At 68.8% G+C, this 25,126-nt stretch carries 24 protein-coding genes and 1 pseudogene; 10 read left to right on the top strand and 15 right to left on the bottom strand.

What is annotated here, in order from left to right; translation table 11 throughout:
* Positions 1–65: 65 nt before the first annotated feature.
* The 10 genes from ACWEO7_RS12300 to ACWEO7_RS12345 form a co-directional block, all read right to left on the bottom strand.
* Positions 66–2,783 carry a fumarate reductase/succinate dehydrogenase flavoprotein subunit gene (locus tag ACWEO7_RS12300; protein WP_452423006.1) on the bottom strand — a complete coding sequence of 906 codons (2,718 nt, stop codon included), beginning with the start codon at positions 2,781–2,783 and terminating at the stop codon, positions 66–68.
* Entirely contained in the window at positions 2,780–3,520 is a 741-nt protein-coding gene (locus tag ACWEO7_RS12305) for an ABC transporter ATP-binding protein (protein WP_452423007.1), read from the bottom strand. The genes ACWEO7_RS12300 and ACWEO7_RS12305 overlap by 4 nt, the downstream gene beginning before the upstream one ends.
* Positions 3,517–4,374, bottom strand: a complete 858-nt coding sequence (locus tag ACWEO7_RS12310; RefSeq protein ID WP_452423009.1) for an ABC transporter permease — start codon at positions 4,372–4,374, stop codon at positions 3,517–3,519. The genes ACWEO7_RS12305 and ACWEO7_RS12310 overlap by 4 nt, the downstream gene beginning before the upstream one ends.
* Entirely contained in the window at positions 4,371–5,798 is a 1,428-nt protein-coding gene (locus ACWEO7_RS12315) for an ABC transporter substrate-binding protein (RefSeq protein ID WP_452423010.1), read from the bottom strand. The genes ACWEO7_RS12310 and ACWEO7_RS12315 overlap by 4 nt, the downstream gene beginning before the upstream one ends.
* A gap of 12 nt (positions 5,799–5,810) precedes the next feature.
* Positions 5,811–6,038, bottom strand: a complete 228-nt coding sequence (locus ACWEO7_RS12320; protein ID WP_039797742.1) for a 4Fe-4S dicluster domain-containing protein — start codon at positions 6,036–6,038, stop codon at positions 5,811–5,813.
* Positions 6,039–6,794, bottom strand: coding sequence for a GntR family transcriptional regulator (locus ACWEO7_RS12325; protein ID WP_452423012.1), 756 nt, complete (start codon positions 6,792–6,794; stop codon positions 6,039–6,041).
* 236 nt (positions 6,795–7,030) lie between these two features.
* Positions 7,031–8,026: a 1-aminocyclopropane-1-carboxylate deaminase/D-cysteine desulfhydrase gene (locus tag ACWEO7_RS12330; RefSeq protein ID WP_452423014.1), complete on the bottom strand. Its 996-nt coding sequence runs from the start codon at positions 8,024–8,026 to the stop codon at positions 7,031–7,033.
* Positions 8,023–8,634 carry a QsdR family transcriptional regulator gene (locus ACWEO7_RS12335; RefSeq protein ID WP_450025197.1) on the bottom strand — a complete coding sequence of 204 codons (612 nt, stop codon included), beginning with the start codon at positions 8,632–8,634 and terminating at the stop codon, positions 8,023–8,025. The genes ACWEO7_RS12330 and ACWEO7_RS12335 overlap by 4 nt, the downstream gene beginning before the upstream one ends.
* 46 nt (positions 8,635–8,680) lie before the next feature.
* The gene (locus ACWEO7_RS12340; protein ID WP_452423015.1) at positions 8,681–10,474 is read right to left on the bottom strand and encodes an acyl-CoA dehydrogenase; all 1,794 of its coding nucleotides are present in this window, start codon (positions 10,472–10,474) and stop codon (positions 8,681–8,683) included.
* A gap of 187 nt (positions 10,475–10,661) precedes the next feature.
* A complete protein-coding gene (locus ACWEO7_RS12345) occupies positions 10,662–13,649 on the bottom strand; it encodes a helix-turn-helix transcriptional regulator (RefSeq protein ID WP_452423017.1) in 2,988 nt (995 codons plus the stop codon).
* 265 nt (positions 13,650–13,914) lie between these two features.
* Between ACWEO7_RS12345 and ACWEO7_RS12350 the strand changes: the two genes are divergently transcribed.
* Positions 13,915–15,060: an epoxide hydrolase family protein gene (locus ACWEO7_RS12350; RefSeq protein ID WP_452423019.1), complete on the top strand. Its 1,146-nt coding sequence runs from the start codon at positions 13,915–13,917 to the stop codon at positions 15,058–15,060.
* 316 nt (positions 15,061–15,376) lie between these two features.
* Positions 15,377–15,646 carry a hypothetical protein gene (locus tag ACWEO7_RS12355; RefSeq protein WP_452423020.1) on the top strand — a complete coding sequence of 90 codons (270 nt, stop codon included), beginning with the start codon at positions 15,377–15,379 and terminating at the stop codon, positions 15,644–15,646.
* A 99-nt stretch (positions 15,647–15,745) separates the two neighbouring features.
* On the opposite strand, the gene ACWEO7_RS12360 is transcribed toward ACWEO7_RS12355, so the two are convergent.
* Positions 15,746–16,219, bottom strand: coding sequence for an SRPBCC family protein (locus tag ACWEO7_RS12360; protein ID WP_355158435.1), 474 nt, complete (start codon positions 16,217–16,219; stop codon positions 15,746–15,748).
* 63 nt (positions 16,220–16,282) lie between these two features.
* Between ACWEO7_RS12360 and ACWEO7_RS12365 the strand changes: the two genes are divergently transcribed.
* The 5 genes and pseudogenes from ACWEO7_RS12365 (at position 16,283) to ACWEO7_RS12385 (ending at position 18,787) form a co-directional block, all read left to right on the top strand.
* Entirely contained in the window at positions 16,283–17,047 is a 765-nt protein-coding gene (locus ACWEO7_RS12365; protein ID WP_452423022.1) for a metalloregulator ArsR/SmtB family transcription factor, read from the top strand.
* 150 nt (positions 17,048–17,197) lie between these two features.
* The gene (locus ACWEO7_RS12370) at positions 17,198–17,635 is read left to right on the top strand and encodes an alpha/beta fold hydrolase (RefSeq protein WP_452423024.1); all 438 of its coding nucleotides are present in this window, start codon (positions 17,198–17,200) and stop codon (positions 17,633–17,635) included.
* A gap of 53 nt (positions 17,636–17,688) precedes the next feature.
* Positions 17,689–17,814: pseudogene (locus ACWEO7_RS12375) on the top strand (short-chain dehydrogenase); the annotation flags it as partial.
* A 76-nt stretch (positions 17,815–17,890) separates the two neighbouring features.
* On the top strand, positions 17,891–18,331 hold the full coding sequence (locus ACWEO7_RS12380; protein WP_452423025.1) for a hypothetical protein: 441 nt from the start codon (positions 17,891–17,893) through the stop codon (positions 18,329–18,331).
* Between the two features lie 60 nt (positions 18,332–18,391).
* Positions 18,392–18,787: a VOC family protein gene (locus ACWEO7_RS12385; RefSeq protein WP_452423026.1), complete on the top strand. Its 396-nt coding sequence runs from the start codon at positions 18,392–18,394 to the stop codon at positions 18,785–18,787.
* A gap of 76 nt (positions 18,788–18,863) precedes the next feature.
* Here the strand turns inward: ACWEO7_RS12385 and ACWEO7_RS12390 are convergent, their stop codons facing one another.
* Positions 18,864–19,037, bottom strand: a complete 174-nt coding sequence (locus ACWEO7_RS12390) for a hypothetical protein (RefSeq protein WP_452423029.1) — start codon at positions 19,035–19,037, stop codon at positions 18,864–18,866.
* Between ACWEO7_RS12390 and ACWEO7_RS12395 the strand changes: the two genes are divergently transcribed.
* A complete protein-coding gene (locus tag ACWEO7_RS12395) occupies positions 19,038–19,328 on the top strand; it encodes a hypothetical protein (protein ID WP_452423031.1) in 291 nt (96 codons plus the stop codon).
* Between the two features lie 96 nt (positions 19,329–19,424).
* Here ACWEO7_RS12395 and cysC read toward each other — a convergent pair whose 3' ends face one another.
* From cysC to ACWEO7_RS12410, 3 genes are read right to left on the bottom strand one after another with little or no spacing between them, the layout of a single operon-like run.
* Positions 19,425–21,260 carry an adenylyl-sulfate kinase gene (gene cysC / locus ACWEO7_RS12400; protein ID WP_452423033.1) on the bottom strand — a complete coding sequence of 612 codons (1,836 nt, stop codon included), beginning with the start codon at positions 21,258–21,260 and terminating at the stop codon, positions 19,425–19,427.
* Positions 21,260–22,192, bottom strand: a complete 933-nt coding sequence (gene cysD / locus ACWEO7_RS12405; protein WP_452423034.1) for a sulfate adenylyltransferase subunit CysD — start codon at positions 22,190–22,192, stop codon at positions 21,260–21,262. The genes cysC and cysD overlap by 1 nt, the downstream gene beginning before the upstream one ends.
* A 9-nt stretch (positions 22,193–22,201) precedes the next feature.
* Complete coding sequence (locus ACWEO7_RS12410; RefSeq protein WP_452423036.1) at positions 22,202–23,101, bottom strand: helix-turn-helix domain-containing protein; 900 nt, start codon at positions 23,099–23,101, stop codon at positions 22,202–22,204.
* An 84-nt stretch (positions 23,102–23,185) separates the two neighbouring features.
* Here ACWEO7_RS12410 and ACWEO7_RS12415 point away from each other — a divergent pair, with 84 nt between their 5' ends.
* Both ACWEO7_RS12415 and ACWEO7_RS12420 read left to right on the top strand, forming a co-directional pair.
* Complete coding sequence (locus ACWEO7_RS12415; RefSeq protein ID WP_452423038.1) at positions 23,186–24,349, top strand: hypothetical protein; 1,164 nt, start codon at positions 23,186–23,188, stop codon at positions 24,347–24,349.
* Positions 24,349–25,125 (top strand): SDR family oxidoreductase, encoded by a 777-nt coding sequence (locus ACWEO7_RS12420; RefSeq protein ID WP_452423040.1) that lies wholly within the window; start codon positions 24,349–24,351, stop codon positions 25,123–25,125. Before ACWEO7_RS12415 ends, ACWEO7_RS12420 begins: the two co-directional genes overlap by 1 nt.
* Position 25,126: the final 1 nt, after the last annotated feature.

The following is a 25,126-nucleotide window of genomic DNA, read 5'->3' on the forward strand; positions in this document are numbered from 1 at the left end:
GACGAGTCGGCAACGGTCGAGCCGCTAATCTAATCAGCGATTCGAGCTGCGGCAACCACGCCGCGCTAGGCCGTCGGCTGGGTGGCCAGCGCTCGCCGGGCATACGCGCGCACGTCGGCATCGGTGTCGTCTATCGCGGCGCGCAGCGCGTCGTGCGCTGCGGGCAGGTCCGGCCACGCCGACAGCGACAGTACCGCCGCCTTGCGGACGTCGAGATGCGGATCGTGCAGCGCCGCAGCCAGGATCGGCACCGCGAGGTCCGGATCGGCACCCGCGAGCGCGAGCCCGCGCGCCGCGCCCACCCGGATCTGCCAGGCCGAGTGACGCAGGGCGGCCGCCAGCGCGGTGACGTCGGCCGGCTCGGCGCCCAGCTGCGCGAACGCGGTCAGGGCCGCGGCGCGGACCAGCGGGTCTTGGTCGTCGGCGAGGCGGCGGATCACCTCGGCTCCGCCGTCGCCGATGGCGGCCAGGCCTTGGGCGACCGCGATCCGCACTTCCCGGTTGCCGTCGGCGGCCAGGGTGGCGACGCCGTCCCGATCGTTCAGCGAGACCAGCGCGCGGACCGCCTCGATGCGGACGCGATGATGCTCGTCCGCCAACGCCGCGTGGTAGTGCGCGGGTTCGCCTGCCCGCAGGGCGCGCAGCAGATCGATCACCGTGGACCGCACGACGGGGTCGGCCGAGCCGAGCCGGTCGGAAAGTCCTGCCGCCGAGGGCAACACCTCGACGAGTTCGCGCAGGCTGGCCGCTGCGGCGCGCCGGACCGAGGCCGCCGTGTCGTCCAGCGCGTCGCCCAGGGCGGTGGCGAAGCCCTCCGGGGTGTGCTCGGTCAGCACCGAGATCGCCGCGGCCCGCACGCCCGCGTCGGCATCCGTCAGATAGCTGGACAATTGCTCCACGGTGGGCTCGTCGAGCGCGAGCAGCGCGACGATCCGGGGAGACGGGGGAGTGGCGGGCTGCGACGGCGAACCGGCCGCGGTGCGATCGTGCTCAGCGCCGCCGCCGGTGTGCGGCGCACGGCCGACGACCTGGTGCGGCTGGTGCACCGGCGCCGCCTCGGCATCGGCCGAGGGCAGGTCGTCGAGCCCGGGCACCGGAACCAGGTACGGCGCCACCGGCCGCTTCAGGAACGTCATGGTTCCGTCGGGGTTCTTGCGCAGGTTGAGGTGGTATCGCCATTCGACATCGTCGCGTTCGGGTAGGTCGGCGCGCTCGTGGTAGAGGCCCCAACGGGATTCGGTCCTGGTCAGTGAGCTGCGGGCGGCCATCTCGGCGCAGTCGCGGATGAACGACACCTCCACCGCGCGCATCAGCTCGTGCGGGGTACGCGCGCCGATGCCCTCGACCTCCCCGCGCATCCGGTCGAAGGTCTCCACCGCGATGGCCAGCTTGGTCGCCGTCTTCGGCGGCGCGACGTAGTCGTTCACGAAACGTCGCAGCTTGTATTCCACCTGCGGTTGCGGCGGCCCCTCCGGCTGGCGCAGCGGCCGGTAGATCAGCTCGTGGGCGGCGGCCAGCTGGTCCTCGGGCAGCTCGGCGGGCGCGGCGACCTCGTGCAGGGTGGACGCGGCGTGCGCACCGGCGAGATCGCCGAAGACGAACGCGCCGATCATGTAGTTGTGCGGCACGCACGCCAGATCGCCCGCCGCGTACAGGCCGGGCACCGTGGTGCGCGCGTGCTCGTCGACCCACACGCCGGAGGCGGAATGGCCACCACACAAACCGATTTCGGAGATGTGCATCTCGATGTCGTGGGTGCGATAGTCGTGGCCGCGGTTGGCGTGGAAGGTGCCTCGGGTGGGTCGCTCGGTGGTGTGCAGGATTCCTTCGAGCGTGCTCAGCGTCTCGTCGGGCAGGTGCGACACCTTCAGGTAGATGGGACCGCGCGCGGATTCGATCTCGCGCTTGACCTCGGCCATCATCTGGCCGGACCAGTAGTCGGAGTCGACGAAGCGTTCGCCTTCGGCGTTGACCTGGTAGCCGCCGAACGGATTGGCGACGTAGGCGCAGGCCGGGCCGTTGTAGTCCTTGATCAGCGGGTTGATCTGGAAGCATTCGATGCCGCTGAGTTCGGCCCCGGCGTGGTAGGCCATCGAGTAGCCGTCGCCCGCGTTGGTCGGGTTCTCGTAGGTGCCGTACAGGTATCCGCTGGCGGGCAGCCCGAGCCTGCCGCACGGCCCGGTGGCCAGGATCACGGCTTTCGCGCCGACGGCAACGAATTCGCCGGTGCGGGTGTGCAGGGCGGCGGCGCCGACGGCGCGTCCGTTGTCGGTGAGCACGCGCACCGGCATGAGCCGGTTCTCGATGCGGATCTTCTCGCGCATCTTGCGCTGGCGCAGGACGCGATACAGCGCTTTCTTGACATCCTTGCCCTCAGGCATCGGCAACACGTACGAGCCGGACCGGTGCACTCGGCGCACGGCGTACTCGCCGTACTCGTCCTTCTCGAACTTCACGCCGTAGCGTTCCAGCCGCTGCACCATGGCGAAGCCGCGCGTCGCGGTCTGGTAGATCGTGCGCTGGTCGACGATGCCGTCGTTGGCGCGGGTGATCTCGGCGACGTAGTCCTCCGGCTCGGCCTTGCCCGGGATCACGGCGTTGTTCACGCCGTCCATGCCCATGGCCAGCGCGCCGGAGTGCCGCACGTGCGCCTTCTCCAGCAGCAGCACGTTCGCGCCCTGCTCGGCGGCGGTGAGCGCGGCCATCGTGCCCGCCGTGCCGCCGCCGATGACGAGCACGTCGCAGTCCAGCCGAATCCGTTCCGATAGCGGCGGAATGTTCACAGTTTCTCCAGGATCTCGGCCTTCGTCGCGGCACGGTCGATCGCGTCCCTCGGGCGGGGCACCGGCACCAGCGCCCGCAGCGTGCCGCCGCCGAGCACAGCGATGCGGTCGCCGAGCAGCAGGGCCTCGTCGAGGTCGTGGGTGACGAAGACGATGGTGGTGGGGTGGGCGCGCCAGGTCTGGATCAGCAGGCGCTGCATGGTTTCCCTGGTCTGGGTGTCCAGTGCGCCGAAGGGCTCGTCCATCAGCACGGCGCGCGGCGCGGCGGCCAGGCTGCGCGCGAGCTGGACGCGCTGGCGCATGCCGCCGGACAGGTCGCGCGGCAGGTAGTCGGCGTAGCCGGTGAGCCCGACCTCGTCCACCCAGTGCAGGGCGGCGGCCCGCCGTTGGGCTCGCGGTGTGCCGCGCAGGCGCAAGGCGAGTTCGATGTTCTGCCGCACGGTGCGCCACGGCAGCAGCGCGTCGTCCTGGAATACCAAGGCGCGGTCGGCGGCGGGCCCGGTGACGTGGTCGCCGTCGGCCAGGATGGCTCCGCCTTCCGGCCTCCGCAGTCCGGCGACCGCGCGCAGCAACGTCGACTTGCCGCAGCCGGATTTGCCGACCACGACGAGGATTTCGCCCGGCGCGATGGACAGGCTCAGCCCGTCGAGCACCGGCTCGCCGCTATAGGCGATGCGAACACCGCTGAGACTCAAGGCCATTCCGGTCGATGCCGGTGCGTCGATCACTGTGGTCATGCTTCGACCTCCCTGGGCAGCCAGCGGGTGATGCGGCGGCCGGCCAGCTCGACCAGCCCCGATGTCGCGAAACCGAGGACGCCGATGGTGATCATGCCGACGAACACCGCCGGATAGTCGACGATGGTGTAGGCCTGCCAAGTGCGGTAGCCGACACCCAGGCGTCCGGAGATCATCTCCGCGGAGATGAGACAGATCCACGCCACGCCGACGCCGACCGACAACCCGCTGAAGACGCCGGGCAGGATGCCGGGGAACACCACGCGGGTGAGCACGTCCAGCCGGGACGCGCCCAGCGTGCGCACCGCGTCCTCCCAGATCGTGGGCAGTGCGCGCACCGCGTGCCTGGTGCTGACCAGCACCGGGAACAGCGACGCGGTGAACGTGATGAACACGATGCCGGACTCGTCGCTGGGGAACAGCAGGATCGCGACCGGCACCAGCGCGATGGCCGGGATCGGGCGGACGAGTTCGGCCAGTGGGCCGAAGATGTCGGCGAGCAGCCGCGACCGGCCCAGCCCGATGCCCGCGATCACGCCGACCACCGCGGCCAGCCCGAAGCCGGTGACGATCCGGATCAGCGACTGCGCGATGTCCAGGTAGTACCGGTCGGAGTGCAACTGCGTGCCGAACTCGGCGACGATCTCGGTGACGGTCGGCAGCGTGTCGAAACGCAGGCCCGCCACCCGGACGTTGTTGACCGTGAGCAGCTGCCACAGTCCGACCGTGGCGGCGACCGAGCCCACCCGCAGCAGGCGCGAGCGCCAGGCCGACCGCGACGCCGGGGCGGCGTCCGATCGGGTGGCGGGTTCGGCCGCGGCTCGTACTGCCGGAGCGGCGAGTTCGCTGGTCATCCGTGTACTTCCGTGACGGCCTGGTCGTAGCCGACCGGCGTGGCGGACGGGTGCGCCTGCCGGTAGCGCTGCGCGGCAGCGGTGGTGGTGAAGGGCAGGTAGGCCGAGCCGTCGCGCAGCCAGATCGACTTGTCGGCGAACCAGCGGGTGCCCAGTTCGGCATCCGGGACGTACGCGGCGCGGATCGTCCGGCCCTGCGCTTTCGCGGCCTGGACGGCGCGCAGCAGGCAGGTCGGGTCCGCGGCCGGTTGCGGCGTCCCCGCGCCGTCCACCCACAGTTCGCCGGCCAGCGCGGGGTTCTCCGCCGCTTTGCCGCAGACCGGGTCGGCGCCGGTGACCCTGGTCGGGTTGGCGGTGGCGGCGAGGTCGCGGTCGTAGTCGGCGCGTCCGGTCTCCGTGTACGCCTTGCGCAGCGGCCCGTCGTCGACGAACCGATCGATGTCGAGGTCGGCGAAGTCGCCGATCGACTTCAGGTAGGCCACATCGCCTTTGAGCGCGTTGACCAGGCTCGACTTGAGCGTCGTGTCGAAACTCGTTCCGCCGGGACCGTTGTAGAGGTACACCACCTCCTGCGGCAGCCCTGACCCGTCGGCGACGATCTTGGCGGCTTCGAACGGCTTCTCCCGCAGGAACTGGGTGGCATCCAACTGCGCGGCCAGAAACGCCTGCAGTACCTCAGGGTGATCGGCGGCGTACGCGCGCCGGGCCACCACGCCGTGGAAGGTCGGCACGCCGAGTTCGGCGCCGTCGTAGAGCAGCTTGGCCTTGTTCTGGAAGACGACCAGACCGGGCCACGCGACGAACTGCGACAGCGCGCCCACCTGGCGGGATTCCAGCGCGGTCGCGCCGATCTGCGGCTGCTGGTTGAGCACTTCCACGCCCTTGGCCGGATCGATGCCCGCCCGGGACAGCGCCTGCACCAGCGTGCCGTGCCCGGCCGAACCCACGCTGGTCGAGATCTTCTGGCCCGCCAAGTCGCCGATGCTGGTGGCCGCCGAATCGTTCGGCACGACGACCATGTTCAGCGCGCCCTTGGGGTTGTACCCGGTGACCGACACCAGTTCGGTCCGCGCGCGCTCGTTGACCTGGGTGCGGGAGCCGTTGATCAGCAACGGGTAGTCGCCCATGGAGCCGATGTCGATCTTCTCGGCCACCATCTGCGCGGTGATCGGCGCGCCGGTGTCGTAGTCCTGCCACTCGACCTGGTACTTCGCCCCACCATTGTCGGTGATCTTCTGTAGCCGCTGCTCGAGGTAGCCCTGCGCGCGCAGCAAGGTGCCCGCGGTGACGGTGTTGATGGTCTTGGACTGGTAGCCGACGACCACCTTGACGGTGCCGGCGGAAGTGTCGTCGGACTGCTCCAGCGAGCACCCGGTCAACGCGAGCGCGGCGGCGAGCAGGACGGGGGCGAGTTTCACTTTCATCGGTCTTCCAGATCAGCGGAGCAGGTAGGGCATGTTGACGGTGACGGCGCCGGTGGGGCAGCGGGCCGCGCAGGGACCGCAGTACCAGCACTCGTCCACGTGCATGAAGGCTTTGCCGTTCTCGGGGTTGATGGCCAGCGAGTCGAGCGGGCAGATCTCGACGCACAGCGTGCACCCCTGGATGCACAGCGACTCGTCGATGGTGACGGGGATGTCGGCGCGCTGGTTGACGAGTGCCATCTAGATGACCTTCCATTCGGGTGTGCTGCGGGTCAGGCTGCCGCGCATGGTGATACGGTCGCCGCGCATGCGGATGTACTCCAGATCGACCGGACGGCCGTCGTCGAGCCGGGTCAGTCGTTCCAGCATCAGCAGCGGCGCGCCGCCGGGGACGTCGAGGGTGGAGGCGGTGTGCGGGTCGGCGGGCACCGCCTCCAGGGCGAGGTCGGCCGAGCCGAGCGACTGGCCGCTGATGCGTTCCAGCAGCACGAAGACGTCGGTGTGCTCGAGGTCGTGGCCGAGTACTTCGGCGCCGATGTCGGGCACGAGGTAGGTGAGGTCGAGGCTCAGCGGCAGATTCGCCAGGTAGCGCAGGCGCTCCAGATAGACCACGCGCTCGCCAGGCGCGAGACCGAGCCTGCGCGCGACGGCGGGCGGCGCGGCGACGTGCATCGCCGCGCGCACCTCGTTGCGCACGGTGCCGTGGCCCTTGAAGGTCTCCTGCAGCCCGAGCAGAGCGTCGAGCCCGTGGTCGTACTTGCGAGTGGCCACCCGGGTGCCCACTTTCGGCGCCCGGTCGATCAAGCCCTCGTCCTTCAACAGCGCCAAGGCGTCGCGCACGGTGTTGCGTGAGGCGCCGTACTCGGCGGCGAGTTCCTGTTCGCTCGGCAGCGTGTTCTCGAACGTGCCCGCGTGCAACTGGTGGCGCAAGATGTCGGCCACCCGCCGCGCTTGATCGGCGCGCAACTGCCGCACCGGCGTGGGTTCCGCTGCCACCGTCTCCGCCTTTCTATCGCTGACCTGCACGAATAGCGACGATAGTGTGGTTGTGGTCGCGCGCTTTCCCGCGTCGCCGCCGGGAGAAATCAGGGGATGTTATTGCGCCGGGAGCCTCGCGGCCCGACCTGGCGATATGCGCGGCCGTCCGGCCAATACGCCACGTCGGGTTCCGGCGGCCGAATTCGGATCACGGCGATTCGAAAGCGGGTCCCCGCGGGCTGCGTCGCGCGAATCTACGGTCGCGGACCGTAGGTATTGAGGAACAGCACCGGTCCGGCGCCGAAGAAGCCCGCACGATCCAGAGCGAGCAGCGCCGCGAGCGCTTTGGCGGTGTAGACGGTCTCCAGGTACAGCCCGGCCCGTTCGGCGCGCTGTGCGGCATCCACGGCGGCGGGCGTGGTGTGGCCGTAGCCGGGGCCGAGCCACTCGGTGGTCAGCGTGAGGTCCTCCGGCCGCAGCCCGGTCGGCGCGAAGCGCGCTCCGCGGGCCCGGAGCAGACGCTCGGTCCGTCCGGCGAGCCGGACGATGTGCTTCGCGTCGAGGGGCAGCGTGTCGTTGACGACGACTCCGACCACCCGCGTGCGCAGCCCGGCCAGGCGCAGGCCGAGTGCGAGGCCCGCGGCGGTGCCGCCGGATCCGACCGCGGTGACGATGTGCCCCGGCTCGGGCAGCTCACCCGCCGTGATCTGTGCCGCGAGTTCACACCCCACCTCGACGTAACCCAAGGCTCCGACCGGCGACGACCCGCCCGCAGGCAGGAAGTACGGACGCGTGCCGCCCCGGACGCGTCGCAGATACAGCCAGGGCGCCGCGAGGATCGTGCGCAGTTTGGTGTGCGTGAAATGCAGAGCGGCGCCTGATTTCTCCAGCCGCCGCAGTTGCGCGCGCACGTGGTCGTCAACCGGCTGGTCCACCAAGGCGAGCTCGGTATCGATGCCCTGGGCACGGCCGTACAAGGCGGTGGCGAGCCCCCAGTTGGTTCCGGTACCGCCCACCGTGAGGATGGTGCGCGCGCCGCGTCGCCGTGCCTCCGGTAGCAGCCACTCCAGCTTGCGGACCTTGTTGCCGCCCCATCCGCCGTCGCCGTATCCGCTTTCGTCCTTGCACCACAGCTGGGCCGTGGCGCCGAGGTCGCACCGGCCGACGGGCGTCGGAGCGGTGCCGAGGCGGACGAACGGCAGGGTGTCGGCGACCTCGGGAAAACGCTGGTGCAGCAGCGCCCCGGTCACGGCGTGATCGCGTCGGGGATGCCCAGCAGCGCCGCCTGGACCTCGTGCAGCCGGTCGACGTCGCCGCGAATGCCCGCGACGTTGTCGTTGTACAGGAACGCCTCACCGAGCCGGACGAGCGCGTAGGCCAGCAGCGCGGGTTCCAGCGGCGGATCGTATCCGTCCTCTTCGGCGGCGCGCGCGATCAACTCCTGGACGGTGCCGACGACCAGCGGCTGTACCGGCCCGTCGCTCGCGGTGAGGATGCGCAGGCCGGACAGCGGCTCGTTCTCGAAGTAGCGCCGGAACGGCTCGTTGTCGGTCATCCAGCGGTTGACCCGGTAGAGCACGTCCAGGATGCGCCGCGCGCCGGTGGAGCGGCGACGGGCGTCGGCGCGGGTGAGCAGCGCCTCGAACTCGCCGGCCAGAACGGCACCGAGCACTCCGTCGCGGGAGCCGAACCAGCGGTAGACCGAGGCGCGGCTGAGTCCGAGCTGCCCGGCGATCGCCTGGATGTCCACGCGCTCGCCGGACAGGAACGCCCGGCGAGCATGCTCGATGACCTGTTCCCTGGTCGCGGAGGCCGGGCGGCCGGGAGGACGGGTGGTCCGCTGACTGGAATCGATCACCGAGGAATGGTACATCTTTTAGAACATGTATCGAAACGCGCGGTGCTCAGAACCACTCGTCCCGCATCTGCAACGTGGTCGTATCCAAGGTGGCGAGCAGATCCAGCGCCGGTGCGGTCTTGGGTAATTCGAAACGATAGAAGAACCGGGCCGCGTGCCGCTTCCCATCGTAGAAATCACCCGACCGGTCCGCGGTGGCGAGGAACTGCTCCAGCCAGATCCAGGCCAGTACGGTGTGCCCGAACGCTTCCAGGTACACCGAGCTGTTGGCCAGCGCGGCTTCGATGTCACCGGAGGCGAACAGTCCCGCGGTCACCTCGACCAGACGCCGCCACGCCGAATCGAGTTGAGCGGCAAGCTCGGCGGCCTCGCCGCCGACCGCGCGCGCCGCGGTGATGGTCGCGTCCACCCGGGCTCCGAGCGCGAGCAGGCTCGCGCCGCCCTGCTGGGTCACCTTGCGTCCCAGCAGGTCCAGGCCCTGGATGCCGTGCGTGCCCTCGTGGATCGGATTGAGCCGGTTGTCCCGGTAGTGCTGCTCGACGTTGTATTCGCGGGTATAGCCGTAGCCGCCGAGTACCTGGATGGCGAGGCTGTTGGCCTCCAGGCACCACTGCGAGGGCCAGCTCTTGGCGATCGGGGTCAGGATGTCCAGCAGCAGGGTGACCGCGCGGCGGTCGTCCTCGGATTCGGCGGTGCGCTGCTCGTCGACCAGCTGCGCGCAGTAGAGCACCAGCGCCAACGCGCCTTCGGCATAGGACTTCTGGGCCAGCAGCATTCGCTTCACGTCGGCGTGCTCGATGATCGGCCGCTGCGGCGCGGACGGGTCGGCGGGAAGCTTGGCCCGGCCCTGGGTGCGCGTGCGGGCGTAGTCGAGCGACTCGAGGTATCCGGTGTAGCCGAGGGCGGTGGCGACCAGGCCGACGCCGATGCGCGCCTCGTTCATCATGTGGAACATGTAGGTCAGTCCGCGTTGCGGCTCGCCGACCAGGTAGCCGATCGCGCCGGGCGCGCCATCGGGCGTCCAGCGGCCCTCGCCGAAGTTCAGCACGGTGTTGACCGTGCCGCGGTAGCCCATCTTGTGGTTGAGTCCGGCCAGGGCGACGTCGTTGCGCTCACCGATCGCGCCGTCGTCGCCGACCAGGAATCGGGGCACCACGAACAGCGAGATGCCCTTCGTGCCCGCGGGGCCGCCGGGGATCTTGGCGAGCACCAGGTGCACGATGTTCTCGCCGAGTTCGTGATCGCCGCCCGAGATCCACATCTTGGTGCCGAACAGGCGATACGTGCCGTCGCCCTGCGGTTCGGCGCGGGTGACGATGTCGGCGAGCGAGGAACCGGCCTGCGGCTCCGACAGGCACATCGTGCCGAAGAAACGGCCCGCGAGCATGGGCTTGACGAACTTCTCGACGTGTTCCGGGCCGTGGGCGAGGAGCAGATTCGCGTTGGCCACCGTGAGGAACGGGTAGCCCGCGGTACCCGGGTTGGCCGCCTGGAACCAGGCGTAGCTCGCCTGCGCGACGGTTGCGGGCAGCTGCGCGCCGCCCAGTTCGTAATCCATTGCGGCCGAAGGCAAACCGGCCTTCGCGAAGGCGGTCAGCGCCTGGCCGACCTCCGGGATGATGGTCACGCGCTCGCCGTCGAAGGTGGGTTCGTTGGCGTCGTTGAGCTTGTTGTGCGGCGCGAAATACTTGGTGGCCAGCTGCTCGCTGAGCTCGAGCACGGCGTCGAAGGTCTCCCGGGAGTGCTCGGCGTACCGCTCGCGTTTGGTGAGCGCTTCGACGTCCAGCCACTCGTAGAGCAGGAACTCGAGATCGCGCCGGGACAACAAGGTCGACCGCATCAGCCAGTCCTTTCGAGACATGTTCGACTTACTGTATCTTACGGGCCAGTGGGCGGGTGCGGGACCGGTAGTCCCTGCCGAATGCGTATCCGGGTGCGCCGCCGGACCGGCTGTCGACGATGTCCTCGCCGACGCGCCCACCAGGCGGATCGTCCCCGCTTCCACTTCGGTCGTCCGCCGGTGGTCGTCATCCGGAGACGAGCAATCCGCGTTCTCGCGCGATCGCGGCCGCCTCGGTTCTGCTGGACGCCCCGAGCTTGGTGAGGATTCGCGAGACGTGCACTCCCGCGGTGTTGGCGCTGATGAACAACTCGGCCGCGATCTGCCGGTTGCTCGCGCCTGTGGCCACCAGGCGTAGGACGTCGAGTTCACGCGGGGTCAGGCCCGAGGCGCTCGCCGACCGGGCAGGCGCGGGCCGGTTCCCGGCTTCGGCCAGGTCGATCCCGGTGCGGTGGGCCAGCTGTCTGGCTTGCTCGGCGAGTGGCGCCGCCGCCAACTCGTCCGCCAGCCCGAGGACCGTCCGCAGTGCGTCGCGTGCCGCCGCGCGATCACCCGCGGCCAGTTCCGCGCGCCCGGATTCGAGCAGGCCGCGCGCCAGCTCGTACGGCCGACCCAGGGCTCGCCAGGAGGAAGTCGCCGCGGCCCAGTCGGCGGGACGGCCGCTGCGCACCGCGTGGCAGGAATTCCGGTACGCGGCGTCGACCGCGGTGGTCACCGGCAGCTTGGCGACAGCGGAGTCGAGAACCATTGGCGCGCAGCGGGTCCGGGCGATCGCCTCGGCCAGTGCCCATGCCTCGTGCGGGTGCGCGAGCAGATCGTCCGCGGTCAGCGTCGCGGCGCCGATCTCGGCGGCGCGCTGCGGATTGCCCGCCGCGTGCGCGATCTCGGTATGCACGGTGTGCAGCTGGATCTGATATTGCCTGGCCCAGCGCCGATTCCCGAGCAAGGGTTGCGCGGTCGCCGCGCTCGCCGCCGCGGCCTGGTCGTCCCCACGCGCCAGCATGATCCGCGCGTGACACAGCAGCAGCGCGGCGGTGCTCAACGGGGGCAACTGCTCGGTGAGCGATTCGTCGATCAGATCCAACGCCTCGTTCCAGCGGCCCAGCGCTGTGAGCGCCTGCGCCCACTTGACCAGCAGGATCGGCGCGGCCTCGGCGAATCGGTAACTCTCGTGCGCGGCGCGCACCCCCTGCTGGATCGCCGTGATGGCCGCTTCGTCGGCGCCTGCCGAGACCAGCAGCGCCGTCTCCCACAGCACCACGGTCAGCAAGGTGCCCGGATCTCCCGCGGCCTCAGCGGCGGCATGCGCCCGCTCGAAATGGGTCATGGCGGCGTCGGGACGGTTCGCGGTGGCCAGCCCGAGATAGGCGTGGGCACGCGCGGCCAGCGACGCGGCGCTCCGGTCTTCGCGAGGGTCGCTTGAACGCCGCCGGTGCCTCGCGGCGTCCGTGTCCTCCGCTTCGACGCCCCCGCCCGGGTTCGTTGCGCCCGCGCCCGGCGCGCGGAGCGACGATGCCGTGACCGGCGAGGTGTCGTCGACGGGCGGGTCACCACGTAACTGTTCGGCTACCTCGACGGCGGCGCGCGCGTCGTTCTCGGCCGCTGTCGCGCCGCTGAACACCCGCACCGCCGCGAGTTCGGCGAGGATTTCACCGCGCAGTAGGGTCGGCCGGTCCGAAGGAAGATAGGTCAGCGCCGCGAGCAGGTCGTCTTCGCCGCCTCCGCTGCTCTGATTGCGCAGTCCGGCGCGGTAGTAATGCAGGCGCGCGGCACGCTCCGGGGCGATCCGCGCATCGGTGGCGGCCAGCGCCTCGTCGGCCGCCGCGATGCCGCGCTCGACTACACCGCCGCGATGACACGCGGCCACGACCGCTGCCAAGACGTCGAGCCGATCGGCGTCCAACCGGTGTGCCGCTTCCGGTACGCGGTCCCACAAACCGAGCACCCGGTCCAGGTGGTGCACCTGATCGCGATGCGCGCTCACCCTTTCCGCCTCCGCCGCGGCGTCCCACGCGGCTTCGAACGCCAGCGGCAGCTCTCCGGCGGCATACGCGTGGTAGGCCAGTTCGGCGGCCGGGCATCGGTCCGCGCCCGGCTTCCTTCGCCGGGTAGCCAGGGCTTGGGAAAGTCTGCTGTGCAGCGCTTGCCGCTCCGCCGGCAGGAGGTCTTCGTAGACGGCGTCGCGGATGAGAACGTGCCGGAACTGGTAGCCGGTGTCGGTGGAAACCAGGAGCCGCTGGTCGACCAGCTGACGCAGTGCTGTGGCGAGCGCGCCCTCGGGGAGATCGGAGGCGGCCGCCAGCAGGGTGTGCCGGACCGGTGACCCGGCCACCGCCGCGAGCCGCAGCACCGACGCGGCCTGATCGGACAGGTCGGACAGGTGATCGAGCAACAGCTCCGACAGCTCGGCGGGCGTGTCCTCCGGTGCAGGATCGAGTGCCTCGACGTACAGCGGAATTCCCCTGCTGCGCTCGAAGATCCGCCCGATGGTCCCTGGCTCGGGCTCCCTGCCGCGCAGCGCGGCCAATTGCCTGCCGACCTCGTGCCTGGTCAGCGGTGCTGGATTCAGCAAGCGGACACTCGGGTCTCGGCGCAGGCTCGCGATCAGCTTGCGCAACGGCTCGGAATCGGCAGGCCGGTGGGTGCCGACCAAGAACAGATCGCCTTCGGCGATGTTGGCCACCAGGAAGGCGAGCAATTCCAGGCTGGCGTCGTCGGCCCAGTGCAGATCTTCCAGCACCACCAACAGCGGCTTGGTCATCGAGAACTGTTCCAGCACGGTGAGGATCTCGCCGAACAACCGGATCCTGTCGGTGTCGGCCTCCGCCGCGCCCGACCGCGCCGCCAGTTCCGGAAGCCAGCGCGCCAGCGCCGGTCGCACTGGGAGCAGCGTCGCGAGCGCCTCCACGCCCTGGTCACGCAGCAGTGTGCGCATGACCGCGACGAACGGCGTGAACGGCACCCCTTTCGCGCCGAATTCCCGGCACCTTCCGTACGCCACTACCGTACGAGCCCCGAGCCGCGTCCGGAACTCCCCGACCAACCGCGACTTGCCGATACCCGCCTCACCCCCGACCAGCACGGTATGCACCGCCGGGTCCCGATAGGCATCCTGCAACGCCGCGAGCTCAGCGGCCCGCCCCACAAACGCGCCGCGCACCGGAAGGCTGACCACGGCGCGATCATGCCCGCACCGCGCGCTCGACGCCAGTTCGCGAGTGGCACACCATCGAGAGGTCTTCTCGGCCGATGCCGCAGTGGTGTGCCACTCGCGAACTCGAGACCGGGGGCGCGGCCTCGGCCCGACCAGCGCGCCGGCGGGTTCGTGGCCATAGTGGTACGGCCCGGGTTCTGCGTTACTCGTCGGTGGGCTGGGCAAGCGCGGAAATAGTGATTTCTCGTGATTCGGCCGCCACCTCGTTACGCGAAGTATCAATGGCATGACGAACACCGAGATCCGCCCCTTCCGTATCGACATTCCGCAGGCCGACCTGGACGAGCTTCGGCTGCGGCTGGCGCGTACCCGTTGGATCGATGAGCTGCCCGGCGCCGGCTGGGAGCGCGGTGTGCCGACGGCGTACCTGAAGGAGCTGGCCGGGTACTGGGCCGAGAAATTCGACTGGCGTGCGGCCGAGTCGGAGCTGAACGCCTACCCGCAGTTCACCACCACCATCGACGGCCAGAACGTGCACTTCCTGCACGTGCGCTCGGCGCGGGAGGACGCAACACCGTTGCTGTTGCTGCACGGCTGGCCCAGCTCGGTGGCCGACTTCCGCGACGTGATCGGCCCGCTCACCGACCCGGACTCGAACGCGCCCGCGTTCCACCTGATCATTCCGTCGCTGCCCGGCCACGGTTTCTCCGGCCCGCTCACCGAGACGGGCTGGAACGACGGCCGGATCGCGGCGGCGCTCGCCGAACTCATGGCTCGCCTCGGCTACGACCGCTACGGCGTGCAGGGCGGCGACCATGGCGCGTTCATCGCCCCGGCCCTGGCGCGGATCGACACCGACCACGTGCTCGGTGTGCACGTCAACGCACTGGTCACCTTCCCGACCGGCGACCCCGCTGATCTGGCCGCCCTCACCGACGCGGAAAAGGCGCGGCTCGCCGCGATGAAGAAGTTCCAGGACGACGGCTCGGCCTACATGAACCTGCAAGGTTCCCGCCCCGACACCATCGCCCAGTTACTCGCCGACTCCCCGGCCGGGCTGCTCGGCTGGATCGCGGAGAAGTACCGCGAGTGGACCGACAGCGCCAACGACCTGCCCGAACAAGCCGTCGATATCGACCGCCTGCTCACCACCGTGAGCATCTACTGGTTCACCGACACCGCCCGCAGCGTCGCGAACCTGTACTACGAACGCTTCCACGACGCCCCCATGTTCGCCCCGAAACCGAAGGGCACCGTGCCCACCGGCGTCGCGGTCTTCAAGGACGGCGACTACGCCATCCGCCGCTTCGCCGAACGCACCCACAACATCACCCACTGGTCGGAGTTCTACTCCGGCGGCCATTTCCCGGCCCTCGAGGTGCCGGACCTACTGATCGGCGACATCCGCGAGTTCTTCCGGTCACTCGGCTGATTCGGTATGGCGAGGGGTAGGCGGCGGGTCGTCGCCTACCTTTCGATTCCACGGTCGCTGCTTATCGTGGCAGCTCGTCGGACGCAGCTCGTGCGCACGGGCCAGACAGATGCGGAACGTGGTGGCCTCAAACGCGAATACGTCAGCCGCGATCGATCCCGCACCAAGCGGCGACACCCCGCACACTCTCATTGCTGCGTGCGTCGTCGCGTGCTAGGACGCGGATGGTCTCGTGAACCATGGGGTGGTAGCGGGTCTGCGTCGGCGCGATCTCCTTAGCTTTGCGCAAGGAGGTAAGGGCTTTCGTCCCGTCGCCGTGAAGCAGGAATCCGCGGGCCAGGTCGATGTAATGGTGGCCCGCGCGCTCCCGGGGCGTCGTGGCCGGGAGACGCACGTGCTCGGCGCGTTTCACCGCCTCGGTGCCATCCATCATCTCGACGGCCAGCCCGACCGACCAGATGCCGACATTCGTGACGCCGAAGCAGAGCCGGTAGTCGTCTCGGTCGCCGCCGAGGCGGCGGGCAGTTTTGCCGATTCGCTGTCTTGTTCGTCGGTCACAGTTTGTTCCGGCCTCGGCGCCGGGTGAGCACATCCTCTGTCTCAGCACTGATTGCGACGTGGTGCGTTGAAGGCCGCGTCGAAGCTGCCCGCGCTGCTGGTCCCGGTTCGGTTGTCCGGTCCGCAACTAGCCGCCGGAGACGATGGCGGCAAGGTTGGCGAGCTCGTTCTCCCGTCCCTGGGTGAGGCGCTGAGTCCAGACGTCGTCGTGCATGGCGTCGACGGTCATGACCACGCGGACGCCCGCGTCGGTCGGCTCGAGCTCGACGGTGGTGAGAAATTCGTACGGCTCGACGCCGGGGATGAAGTCGGCCAGGGAGGTGTAGGCGAGCCGGTCGGGGCCGTCGATCTCGGTGAATGTCTTGCGGGACTCGGTCGACAGTGGCATGCCCGCGGATCGCATGAATTCGATCTGCTCGGGGGCGGTCGCGGTCATCGTGTAGACCAGTTCGCCGCCAGGGCGCAGGTCGAGCTGATCGACGCGGACGGTGAAACCGTCGGGCGCCCACCACTTCTCGATGCCCGCCGGGGTGGTCCACAGTTCCCAGATCGCCTGGGCGGTGGCGGGGTAGTCGCGTTCGATGCGGATCTGCTCGGACATGTCGTGCTCCTGGTTCAGAAGTATTCCTTGAAAGGAATATATCTGAGGAGGCATGCTTGGTCAATGGACCCCGCACTATTCGCCGCTCTGGCCGAACCGAACCGCATGCGGATCGTGGAGTTGCTGAACGCCGCGCCGCGTCCGGTCGGCGAGATCGCTACCGCACTCGGCCTGAGACAACCGCAGACGACCAAACATCTCCAGGCGCTCCAGCGCGCGGGCCTGGTGGTAATGGAACCGCTCGGGCAGCGCCGCATCTACGCCCTGCGCCGGGGTCCGCTGCGCGAGCTGCGACAGTGGCTGGCGGGATTCGAGGCCGACCATCCCTCGGAGTCGGTGCTCGCGGAATACCGGGTGGCAATCGCCGCCGAGCCGTTGTCTGCCCACGAATTCCATCGGACGCTGTCGGCGCCGCCGGCGACCGTGTGGGAGTGGTGGACCTCGCCCGATCTGGCGCGCCGGTGGTGGCACCCAGCGCATTTCGAGGTCGCCGACTGCGTCCTGCGGCCGGTCGTCGGGGGCGCCCTGTCGATCGTGCTCCGCGAGGGCGACGGTGCGCTGTATTCCAGCGCCGGGCGCTACCTCGAAGTCGTTCCGCCCGAACGGCTCCGGTTCGAGTTGTCACCGCTGGACGGCAACGGGACCCCGTTGTTCCGGGCCGACCATCTCCTCGAGTTGACCCGCGTCACCGGCGGCACCCGCGTCGACCTACAGATCGACGTGTCCGACCCGACCCCGGGCTCGGAACCGGCCATGGCCGGCATCCGCTTCGGCTGGAATCAGCTGCTGGACACCCTCGCTCACGTCATCAACTCGGCCACAAGCTGATTCGGCTACCGAGTGATGCTGTCGAGATCATCGAGGTCGCCGCGCCTCACCAGGGCTCATTTCCGCTCGAGCGCGGCGGCCGATGCACCCGAACGGGCGAGCCCGGTGACCTCGTGACCATCGAACAGTACGGCCCCACCCTCGGCCTACATGAACCTGAAGGGTTCCCGCCCGAACACCATCGCCCACCTGCTCGCCGATTCCCCGGCCGGGCTGCTCGGCTGGATCGTGGAGAAGTACCGCGAGTGGACCGACAGCGCCAACGACCTGCCCGAACAAGCCGTCGATATCGACCGCCTGCTCACCACCGTGAGCATCTACTGGTTCACCGACACCGCCCGCAGCGTCGCGAACCTGTACTACGAACGCTTCCACGACGCCCCCATGTTCGCCCCGAAACCGAAGGGCACCGTGCCCACCGGCGTCGCGGTCTTCAAGGACGGCGACTACGCCATCCGCCGCTTCGCCGAACGCACCCACAACATCACCCACTGGTCGGAGTTCTACTCCGGCGGCCATTTCCCGGCCCTCGAGGTGCCGGACCTACTGATCGGCGACATCCGCGAGTTCTTCAGCGCGCTCGGTTGATCGGCTGGAAGTCATAGGCAGGCGGTTGTCACCGCCTGCCTACGCCATGCGTGGTGTTCCTGTCGTTGGACAAGGCAGCCTGGATGAATGGGGCGGCAATCAATCTCAACGGGGGTACGCATCTGCGGCGGTATCCCGATGTGCTGGGGCGGGTTCGGGCGATGGCGGAAGGCGGATGAAAAGGACACGGTGGTGAATCCGTGCGGTAAGTAGTGTCGAGGCGGGGCAAGATTGCGAGTGAGCTGGGAGGCCGGGGTGAGTGGGACGGAATGGGAGATGTTCTGCTCGGAGGTGTTTGCCATCGCCGAGCGTTACGCCATCCAGACATTTTCGAATCCCGGCACCCTGGTGCTCTCCAGCGGATCCTCGTCCACGGAAGCCGAAGTGCGCGGGGCCAACCCACACATCAAGCTGGTGGATATGGGTGACGCCGCGGTGCGCATCGAAACGGGCTGGTGCGTCCGCGCCATCGCCGACTACGAAATCCAAAACGAGGACAAGCCGTCCCAGGCGGCCGCGGCGGTCGAGGCGATCATTCTCGGAGGCGCCGAAGAGTATGTGATCACCGATGACGACGACCGGTGGGTGGCGTTCGGGTGGTGTATTCGAGGCAAGGATTCCCTGATGTCGCGACCCCCGCACATCACCTCGGGACGAAAGGCGGTTCGTCGGCTCCTGCCGTGGCGGTCGGCCTGACCGCGCGGCCAGGAGCTCGACCAAGCCGACCCAGCTGCCGTCGGTGCAGCGTGCCCAGCCGTGGAGTGGCCGGGCGCGGTGGAGCTCCCCGCTCAGGACCTCGATCGAGCGCGACGGTTCTACCGTGACGTCCTCGGGCTCGAAGCTGTCGAGGAACGCGAGGGTGGATTGCGCTACGTATGCGGGGCGACGGAGTTCCACCTGTTCCTGTCGTCGGGCACCGCATCAGGAATCGCGACACAGATGGGCTTCGAGGTCGATAACCTCGACAAGCTCATGGCCGAACTCCGTGAACGCGGACTGCGCTTCGAAACAGTCGATGTCCCCCGCTTCATGGTCGACGGCGATATCGTGACGGCCCCCAGCAACTACCCCAGCAAGGGCAACGGCGAGCGCGGCGCGTTCTTCCGCGACAGCGAAGGCAACTTACTCGCCCTCGGACAGGCGACCCGCTGACCGATGAGCACATTCCCCATCCGCTCCAACGCGGTCCGCCGTATCAATCCTCAGCGCCCGAACAAAGCACCCGGCATCAGCAGGCATGTGCCAGGCCCGCGCCGAAACCTTCGGCCATATAAATGTCGTGCATGGCCTTCCTGGCGCGTGCCGCAGCTTCGGTGTCGGGCAGCGCTGGCAGGCTGCTGGTACCGGTCGGTGGAAGCGTTCGCATTTCGTGCCGCAGGGGATCGCTGGCATACTGGATCAAATGGCCATGATATGGGGGAACGCCGTTCGATGGGTGTCGGATACTCAGCCGGGCGTCATCGAGGTAGAGTTCACCGACGCGGAGGGGGTGACGCACAGCTTGATCGACAAAGTGTGGATCTTTGGCGCACCCGACGACTTGGGGTCGGACTCGGCCTACCCGGTGCCCGTCGAGATCGGCGTGGACCTCGTCGAACAGGTCGGCGACTCGACGGTGGTCGATCTCAAAGCTGAGCCACACAACACCGACCGCATCCGGTACATCGTTCCGAGCGCGCACATCGTCCGCTGACTGCGGTGGCGCCGTGCCGATCAGGCTGACGCGGTATATCCGGAGATGGGCGCCTGCACCGCCGCTTATCTCCGGATAGTTGGCGCTGAGGCGGGATCAATCCAATCGGCTCAACCGCGCGATGATCGTGGCGGCCATCGCCGCCGGGTCGCCGTGGTCGGGCCGCAGGACGATCTCGGCTTCGGTCGGCGCTTCGTAGGGGGCGTCGATGCCGGTGAAGCCGTGAATCTCGCCTGCGCGGGCCTTGGCGTACATGCCTTTCGGGTCGCGCGCTTCGCACACCGACAGGGGAGTGTCGACGAACACCTCCAGGAAGGGGATGCCCGCCGCTTCGTGGGCGGCGCGGGCGCGGTCGCGGTCGGCGCGGTAGGGGCTGATCAGCGAAACGACCGCTACCACACCGGCATCGGCGAACAGTTTCGCCACTTCGCCGACCCGCCGGACGTTCTCTTCCCTGTCGGCCGCGCTGAATCCGAGATCGGAGTTGAGGCCGTGGCGCAGGTTGTCGCCGTCGAGGAGGAACGCCGGGCGGCCCGCCGCCACCAACCTGCGCTCCAGTTCCACGGCCACAGTGGACTTTCCGGAGCCCGACAAGCCGGTCAGCCAGACCGTCAGGCCGCGGGTGGCGCGCTCGTCGCGCTCGACAGCGGTGGAGTGCCAGACCACCCGGGAGGACGGCAGGCTCGGACCGGTGATCATGCCCGCCGCGACGGTGTTGTTCGTGGTGTCGTCGACCAGGATGAAGCTGCCGGTGGTGCGGTTGCGCCGGTACGGGTCGAACAGCAAGGGCTGGCGGGTGCGCAGCTGGACGCGGCCGATCTCGTTGAGCGACAACGCTTCCGCCTGCTCGTCGCGGTGCAGGGTGTTGACATCCAGTCGGTAGTCCAGGGAGCGCACCTCGGCGGTGGCCGCGCGGGTGGTGTGCCGGATGGTGTAGGTCGCGCCGGGCGTGAGCTGGGTGTCCTCGGCGAACCAGCACACCATGGCGTCCAGATCGCGCCCGGTGTTCGGGCGGTTGTTCGGGCGGCAGATCAGGTCGCCGCGGGAGATGTCCAGCTCGTCGGCGAGCTGGATGGTGACCGCCTGCGGCGGAAAAGCTTCCGTGACGGGTGCGCCGCCCGGCCCCCAGATCGCCTCAACCGTGGTGGTGAAGCCCGATGGCAGCACCGCCACTTCGTCACCCGGCTTGAACACTCCACCCGCCACGGTGCCCGCGTAGCCACGGAAGTCCTGGGCGTGGCTGCGGGTGACGTACTGCACCGGGAAACGCGAATCGATCAGGTTGCGGTCCGAGGCGATGTGCACCTCTTCGAGATGGTGCAGCAGGGGAGTGCCTTCGTACCACGGCATGCTCGCACCCCGGTGCACGATGTTGTCGCCGTGCAGCGCCGACACCGGCACGAACGTCAGATCCGAGACGTCCAGTTTGGAGGCGAACCGCGCGAACTCCTCGCGGATCTCTTCGAACCGTTCCTGCGACCAGTCGACCAGGTCCATCTTGTTCACGCACAGCACCAGGTGCGGGATGCCGAGCAGACTGGCCAGGAACGCGTGCCTGCGGGTCTGCTCCACCACGCCCTTTCGAGCGTCGACGAGGATCAGCGCCAGGTCCGCGGTGGACGCGCCGGTCACCATATTGCGGGTGTACTGAACATGCCCGGGGGTGTCGGCGATGATGAACTTTCTTCTGGGCGTGGCGAAATAGCGATGCGCCACGTCGATGGTGATGCCCTGTTCGCGCTCGGCGCGAAGGCCGTCGGTGAGCAGCGCGAGGTTCGGGTAGTCGTCGCCGCGGTCGCGGCTGGTGCGCTCCACGGCGGCGAGCTGATCGGTGAACAGCGTCTTGGAGTCGAACAGCAGCCTGCCGATCAGCGTCGATTTGCCGTCGTCGACGCTGCCCGCGGTGGCAAGGCGCAACAGTGTGGTCGTCATCAGAAGTAGCCTTCGCGTTTGCGGTCTTCCATCCCCGCCTCGGAGATGCGGTCGTCGGCACGGGTGGCGCCGCGCTCGGTCACCCGCGCCGCGGCGACCTCGGCGACCACGTCCGCGGGTGTGGCCGCGGTGGACTCGACACAGCCGGTGCAGGTCGCGTCGCCGACGGTGCGGAAACGGACGGTGGCCTCATACGGCTCCTCGCCGTCGAGCAGCTGGAGAAAACGGGTGTGCGCCAGAAGCATTCCGTCGCGCTGCACCACCGGCCTGCGGTGCGCGTAGTACAGCGGGGGCAGCGCGATGCCCTCGGCTGCGATGTAGCTCCAGATGTCCAGTTCGGTCCAGTTCGACAGCGGGAAGACGCGAATATGCTCGCCCGCGCGGTGCCTGCCGTTGTAGAGGTTCCACAGTTCGGGGCGCTGCCTGCGCGGGTCCCACTGGCCGTACTCGTCACGGAAGCTGAACACCCGCTCCTTGGCGCGGGCCTTCTCCTCGTCGCGGCGCGCGCCGCCGAAGACCGCGTCGAACGCGCCCTCCTGGATCGACCGCAGCAGCGTCGTCGTCTGCAACCGGTTGCGGGAGGCGCGCGGCCCGGTCTCCTCGACGACCCGTCCGGCATCGATGTCGTCCTGCACCCGTCCGACCACCAGGCGCAGGCCCAGGCGGGCCACCGTCTCGTCGCGGTAGGCGATCACCTCGTCGAAATTGTGCCCGGTGTCGATGTGCAGCACCGGGAACGGTAGCGGCGCGGGCCAGAAGGCCTTGGCCGCCAGGTGCAGCATCACCACCGAATCCTTGCCGCCGGAGAACAGCAACACAGGGCGCTCGAATGTCGCTGCCACTTCACGGAATATGTGCGCCGACTCGGCCTCGAGCGCGTCCAGATGGGGCAGCTCGTAGGTGCTCGCCGTCGACTTCGCGTACTGGCTCACACCGCAAAACTAGAACACGTTTCGGTCTTCGGTCAATGGTTTGCGTCCGCCCGAGTTCGCCGTCACCGTGTCAGCGGCGTCCACCAGTGCCGCGCCGCGGCGGGCGATCTCCGCCCCGGTGATCGAGCGGCCGATGTACATCGTGAGCACCATGTTCTGCCTGCCGTCGCCGTCGTAGGTCGGTGCGGCGAGCAGGCTCACCGCGTGTTCCTTGCGCGGCCGTAGATCCGCGCCCAGGTACACCCGCTCGCCGAGGCTGGTCACCAGCTCGCCGACCAGTTCGCGCAGCTCAGGGGGTAGGTCCCGATCGGCGACCCCGGCCAGCAGTGAGTACAGCCGACGTCCCGCGGTGGTCATGCTCTCCACCAGGAATCCGCGCTCGCGGCATTCGGCGACCACTTGACGCAGGCGCGTCTCGTCCTGTCGCAACGGCACCGCGGGCGGCTTGGCCAGCCAGGCGTCGAACGCCGCGTCGGTATCCCAGAGCACATACATCAGGCCGACCGGCGGCGCGAAATGGTAGGCCGCGCCCACCTTCACCAGCCCGGGGCCGGTGCTCTCCAGCACCATGATCTGCTCGCCGACGACCGCGGACGCGGTGCAGGTGGTGTGGTAGCGCGCGGAGAGTTTGTCCAGCTCGACGCGGGCGAGCGCGGAGATGGCGAAGCTGTCCTGCGCCACCCGGCCCGCCGCGATCAGTGCGGGCCCGAGCCCGTAGGTGCGGGTGTCGGCGTCGCGCATCAGGTAGCCGCCCGCGGTCAGCTCGGTGAGGATGCCCAGGCAGGTCGGCTTGGCCAGGTCGAGTTCGCGGGCGAGCTCGGAGAGCCCGAAGCGTTTCCCGCGCTGTTCGACGAAGAAGTCCAGGACCTGCACCACGCGGGCGGTGGGCGCGGACCGACGACCGACCATTGACCACTCCTAGAACACGTTCTAATCTTTCTTCTATCGAAATGTACCAGAGTGGTACATATTTGGAACACCGGAGAGAGCCTCTTGCTGACACAGCCGTTCGCGGACGCCATCGCCGCCGCCGAGCAGATCATCACCGGAGCCGCGCACATTCGCACCGAACAGGACCTCGTCGAGGGCTACGACTATCTGGCGGGCAGCATCCGCGCGTCGTTGCAGATGGCCTGGGCCTACGAGCTGGACTTCCCGTTCTTCGTCATGTCCACCGGCCCGTACACCAAGATGGGCCTGGACAACCCCGACACCCTCTACTACCACTCCTATCTGCGCCCGGACGCCGAATATGTGGTGACCGGCACCCGCGGCACCACCCGTGACCTGAGCTTCCAGGTGCTCAACGGCAACTATTCGCCCGTCGACGTGCCCGACAGCCTCACCGCTTTCGACGACCGAAAGCTCGACATCCGCGCGGACGGGACCTACGAGATCCGGTTCGGACCCGGCGAAGCGGGCCCCGGCTATGTGCACCTCGGCGCCGACGCGGCGATGCTCGTGGTCCGCGAGGTGCACAGCGACTGGTTGACGGAGAAGGCGGGCACGATCCGCATCCAGCGCGTCGACCGGATCGGCGACGCGCCGCCGCCGCTGACCAAGGACGTGCTCACCAAGCGATACGGCGTGGCGGGCAAGATGCTGGTGTCGCGGTTGAAGACCTTCCTGGCCTTCCCGGAGTGGTTCTATCTGAACCTGCCGGTGAACACGCTGACCGAGCCGAGGCCGACGCCGGGCGGGCTGAGCACCCAGTTCTCCTCGGTGGGTCACTACGACCTGGACGACGACCAGGCCATGATCATCACGGTGCCCAAATCCGACGCCCCCTACCAGGGCTTCCAGCTCGGCAGCATGTGGTACCTGTCGCTGGATTACATCAACCATCAGACCAGCCTCACCGCCGACCAGGCACACGTGGACCCGGACGGGATGATCCGGCTGGTGGTCAGCGAGCGTGATCCGGGCCTGGCCAACTGGATCGAGCGCACCGGTCATTCCCGCGGCTACCTCCAATTCCGCTGGCAGCGGCTGTCGCGGGAGATGAAACCCGACGACGGGCCCACCGTGGAGATCGTTTCCGTCGCGGACCTGCCCAATCGCCTGCCGTTCCACGAACAGGCGCTGGTCACGCCGGAGCAGTGGCGCGACCGGATCGCGGCGCGTCAGGCCGCCGTCGCGGAGAGGATGCTCGGCTGATGTTGTTGCGGGACAAAGTGGTCGTCGTCTCCGGCGTGGGGCCGGGACTGGGGCGTGCGATCGCGGTGCAGAGCGCGAAGGCGGGCGCGGACGTAGTGCTGGCTTCGCGGACCGAATCGCGACTGACCGAGGTGGCCAAGGAGATCACCGAACTGGGCAGGCGCGCGGTGGTCGTGCCGACCGACATCAACGACGAGGCCGCGGTCGTGAATCTGGTCGAGACCGCGCACAGCGCCTTCGGCAAGGTCGACACGCTGGTGAACAACGCCTTCGCGATCCCGCCGATCGTCGACCTCGCCGACGTCGACCTGGATCAGGTGCGCGCGGGCTTCGAGACGAACGTGCTGGCCGCCTTGCGTCTGACCAGGCTGTTCGTGCCCGCCCTCGCCGAGAGCAAGGGCTCGGTGGTGATGATCAACTCGGCCGTGCTGCACCACTCGCGCCGAACCTTCGGGCCGTACAAGATGGCCAAGGCCAGCCTGCTCGCGCTGGCGCAGAGTCTGGCCACCGAACTCGGTCCGAAGGGCATCCGGGTCAATTCCGTCGCCCCGGGCTACATCTGGGCCGACAACCTGAAGTGGTACTTCAACTACCTGGCACAGCAGCGGGGGATCACCTCCGAGGAGGTCTACGCCGAGACCGCGAAGACCACCGACCTGCGCAAACTGCCCGAACCCGACGAGATCGCCGACGCGGTCGTGTTCTTCGCGTCCGCCATGGCGCGCGCGATCACCGGCGCGTGCCTGGACGTCAACGCCGGCGAATTCCACCACTAGG

The organism is Nocardia sp. NPDC004260 (assembly GCF_053603155.1).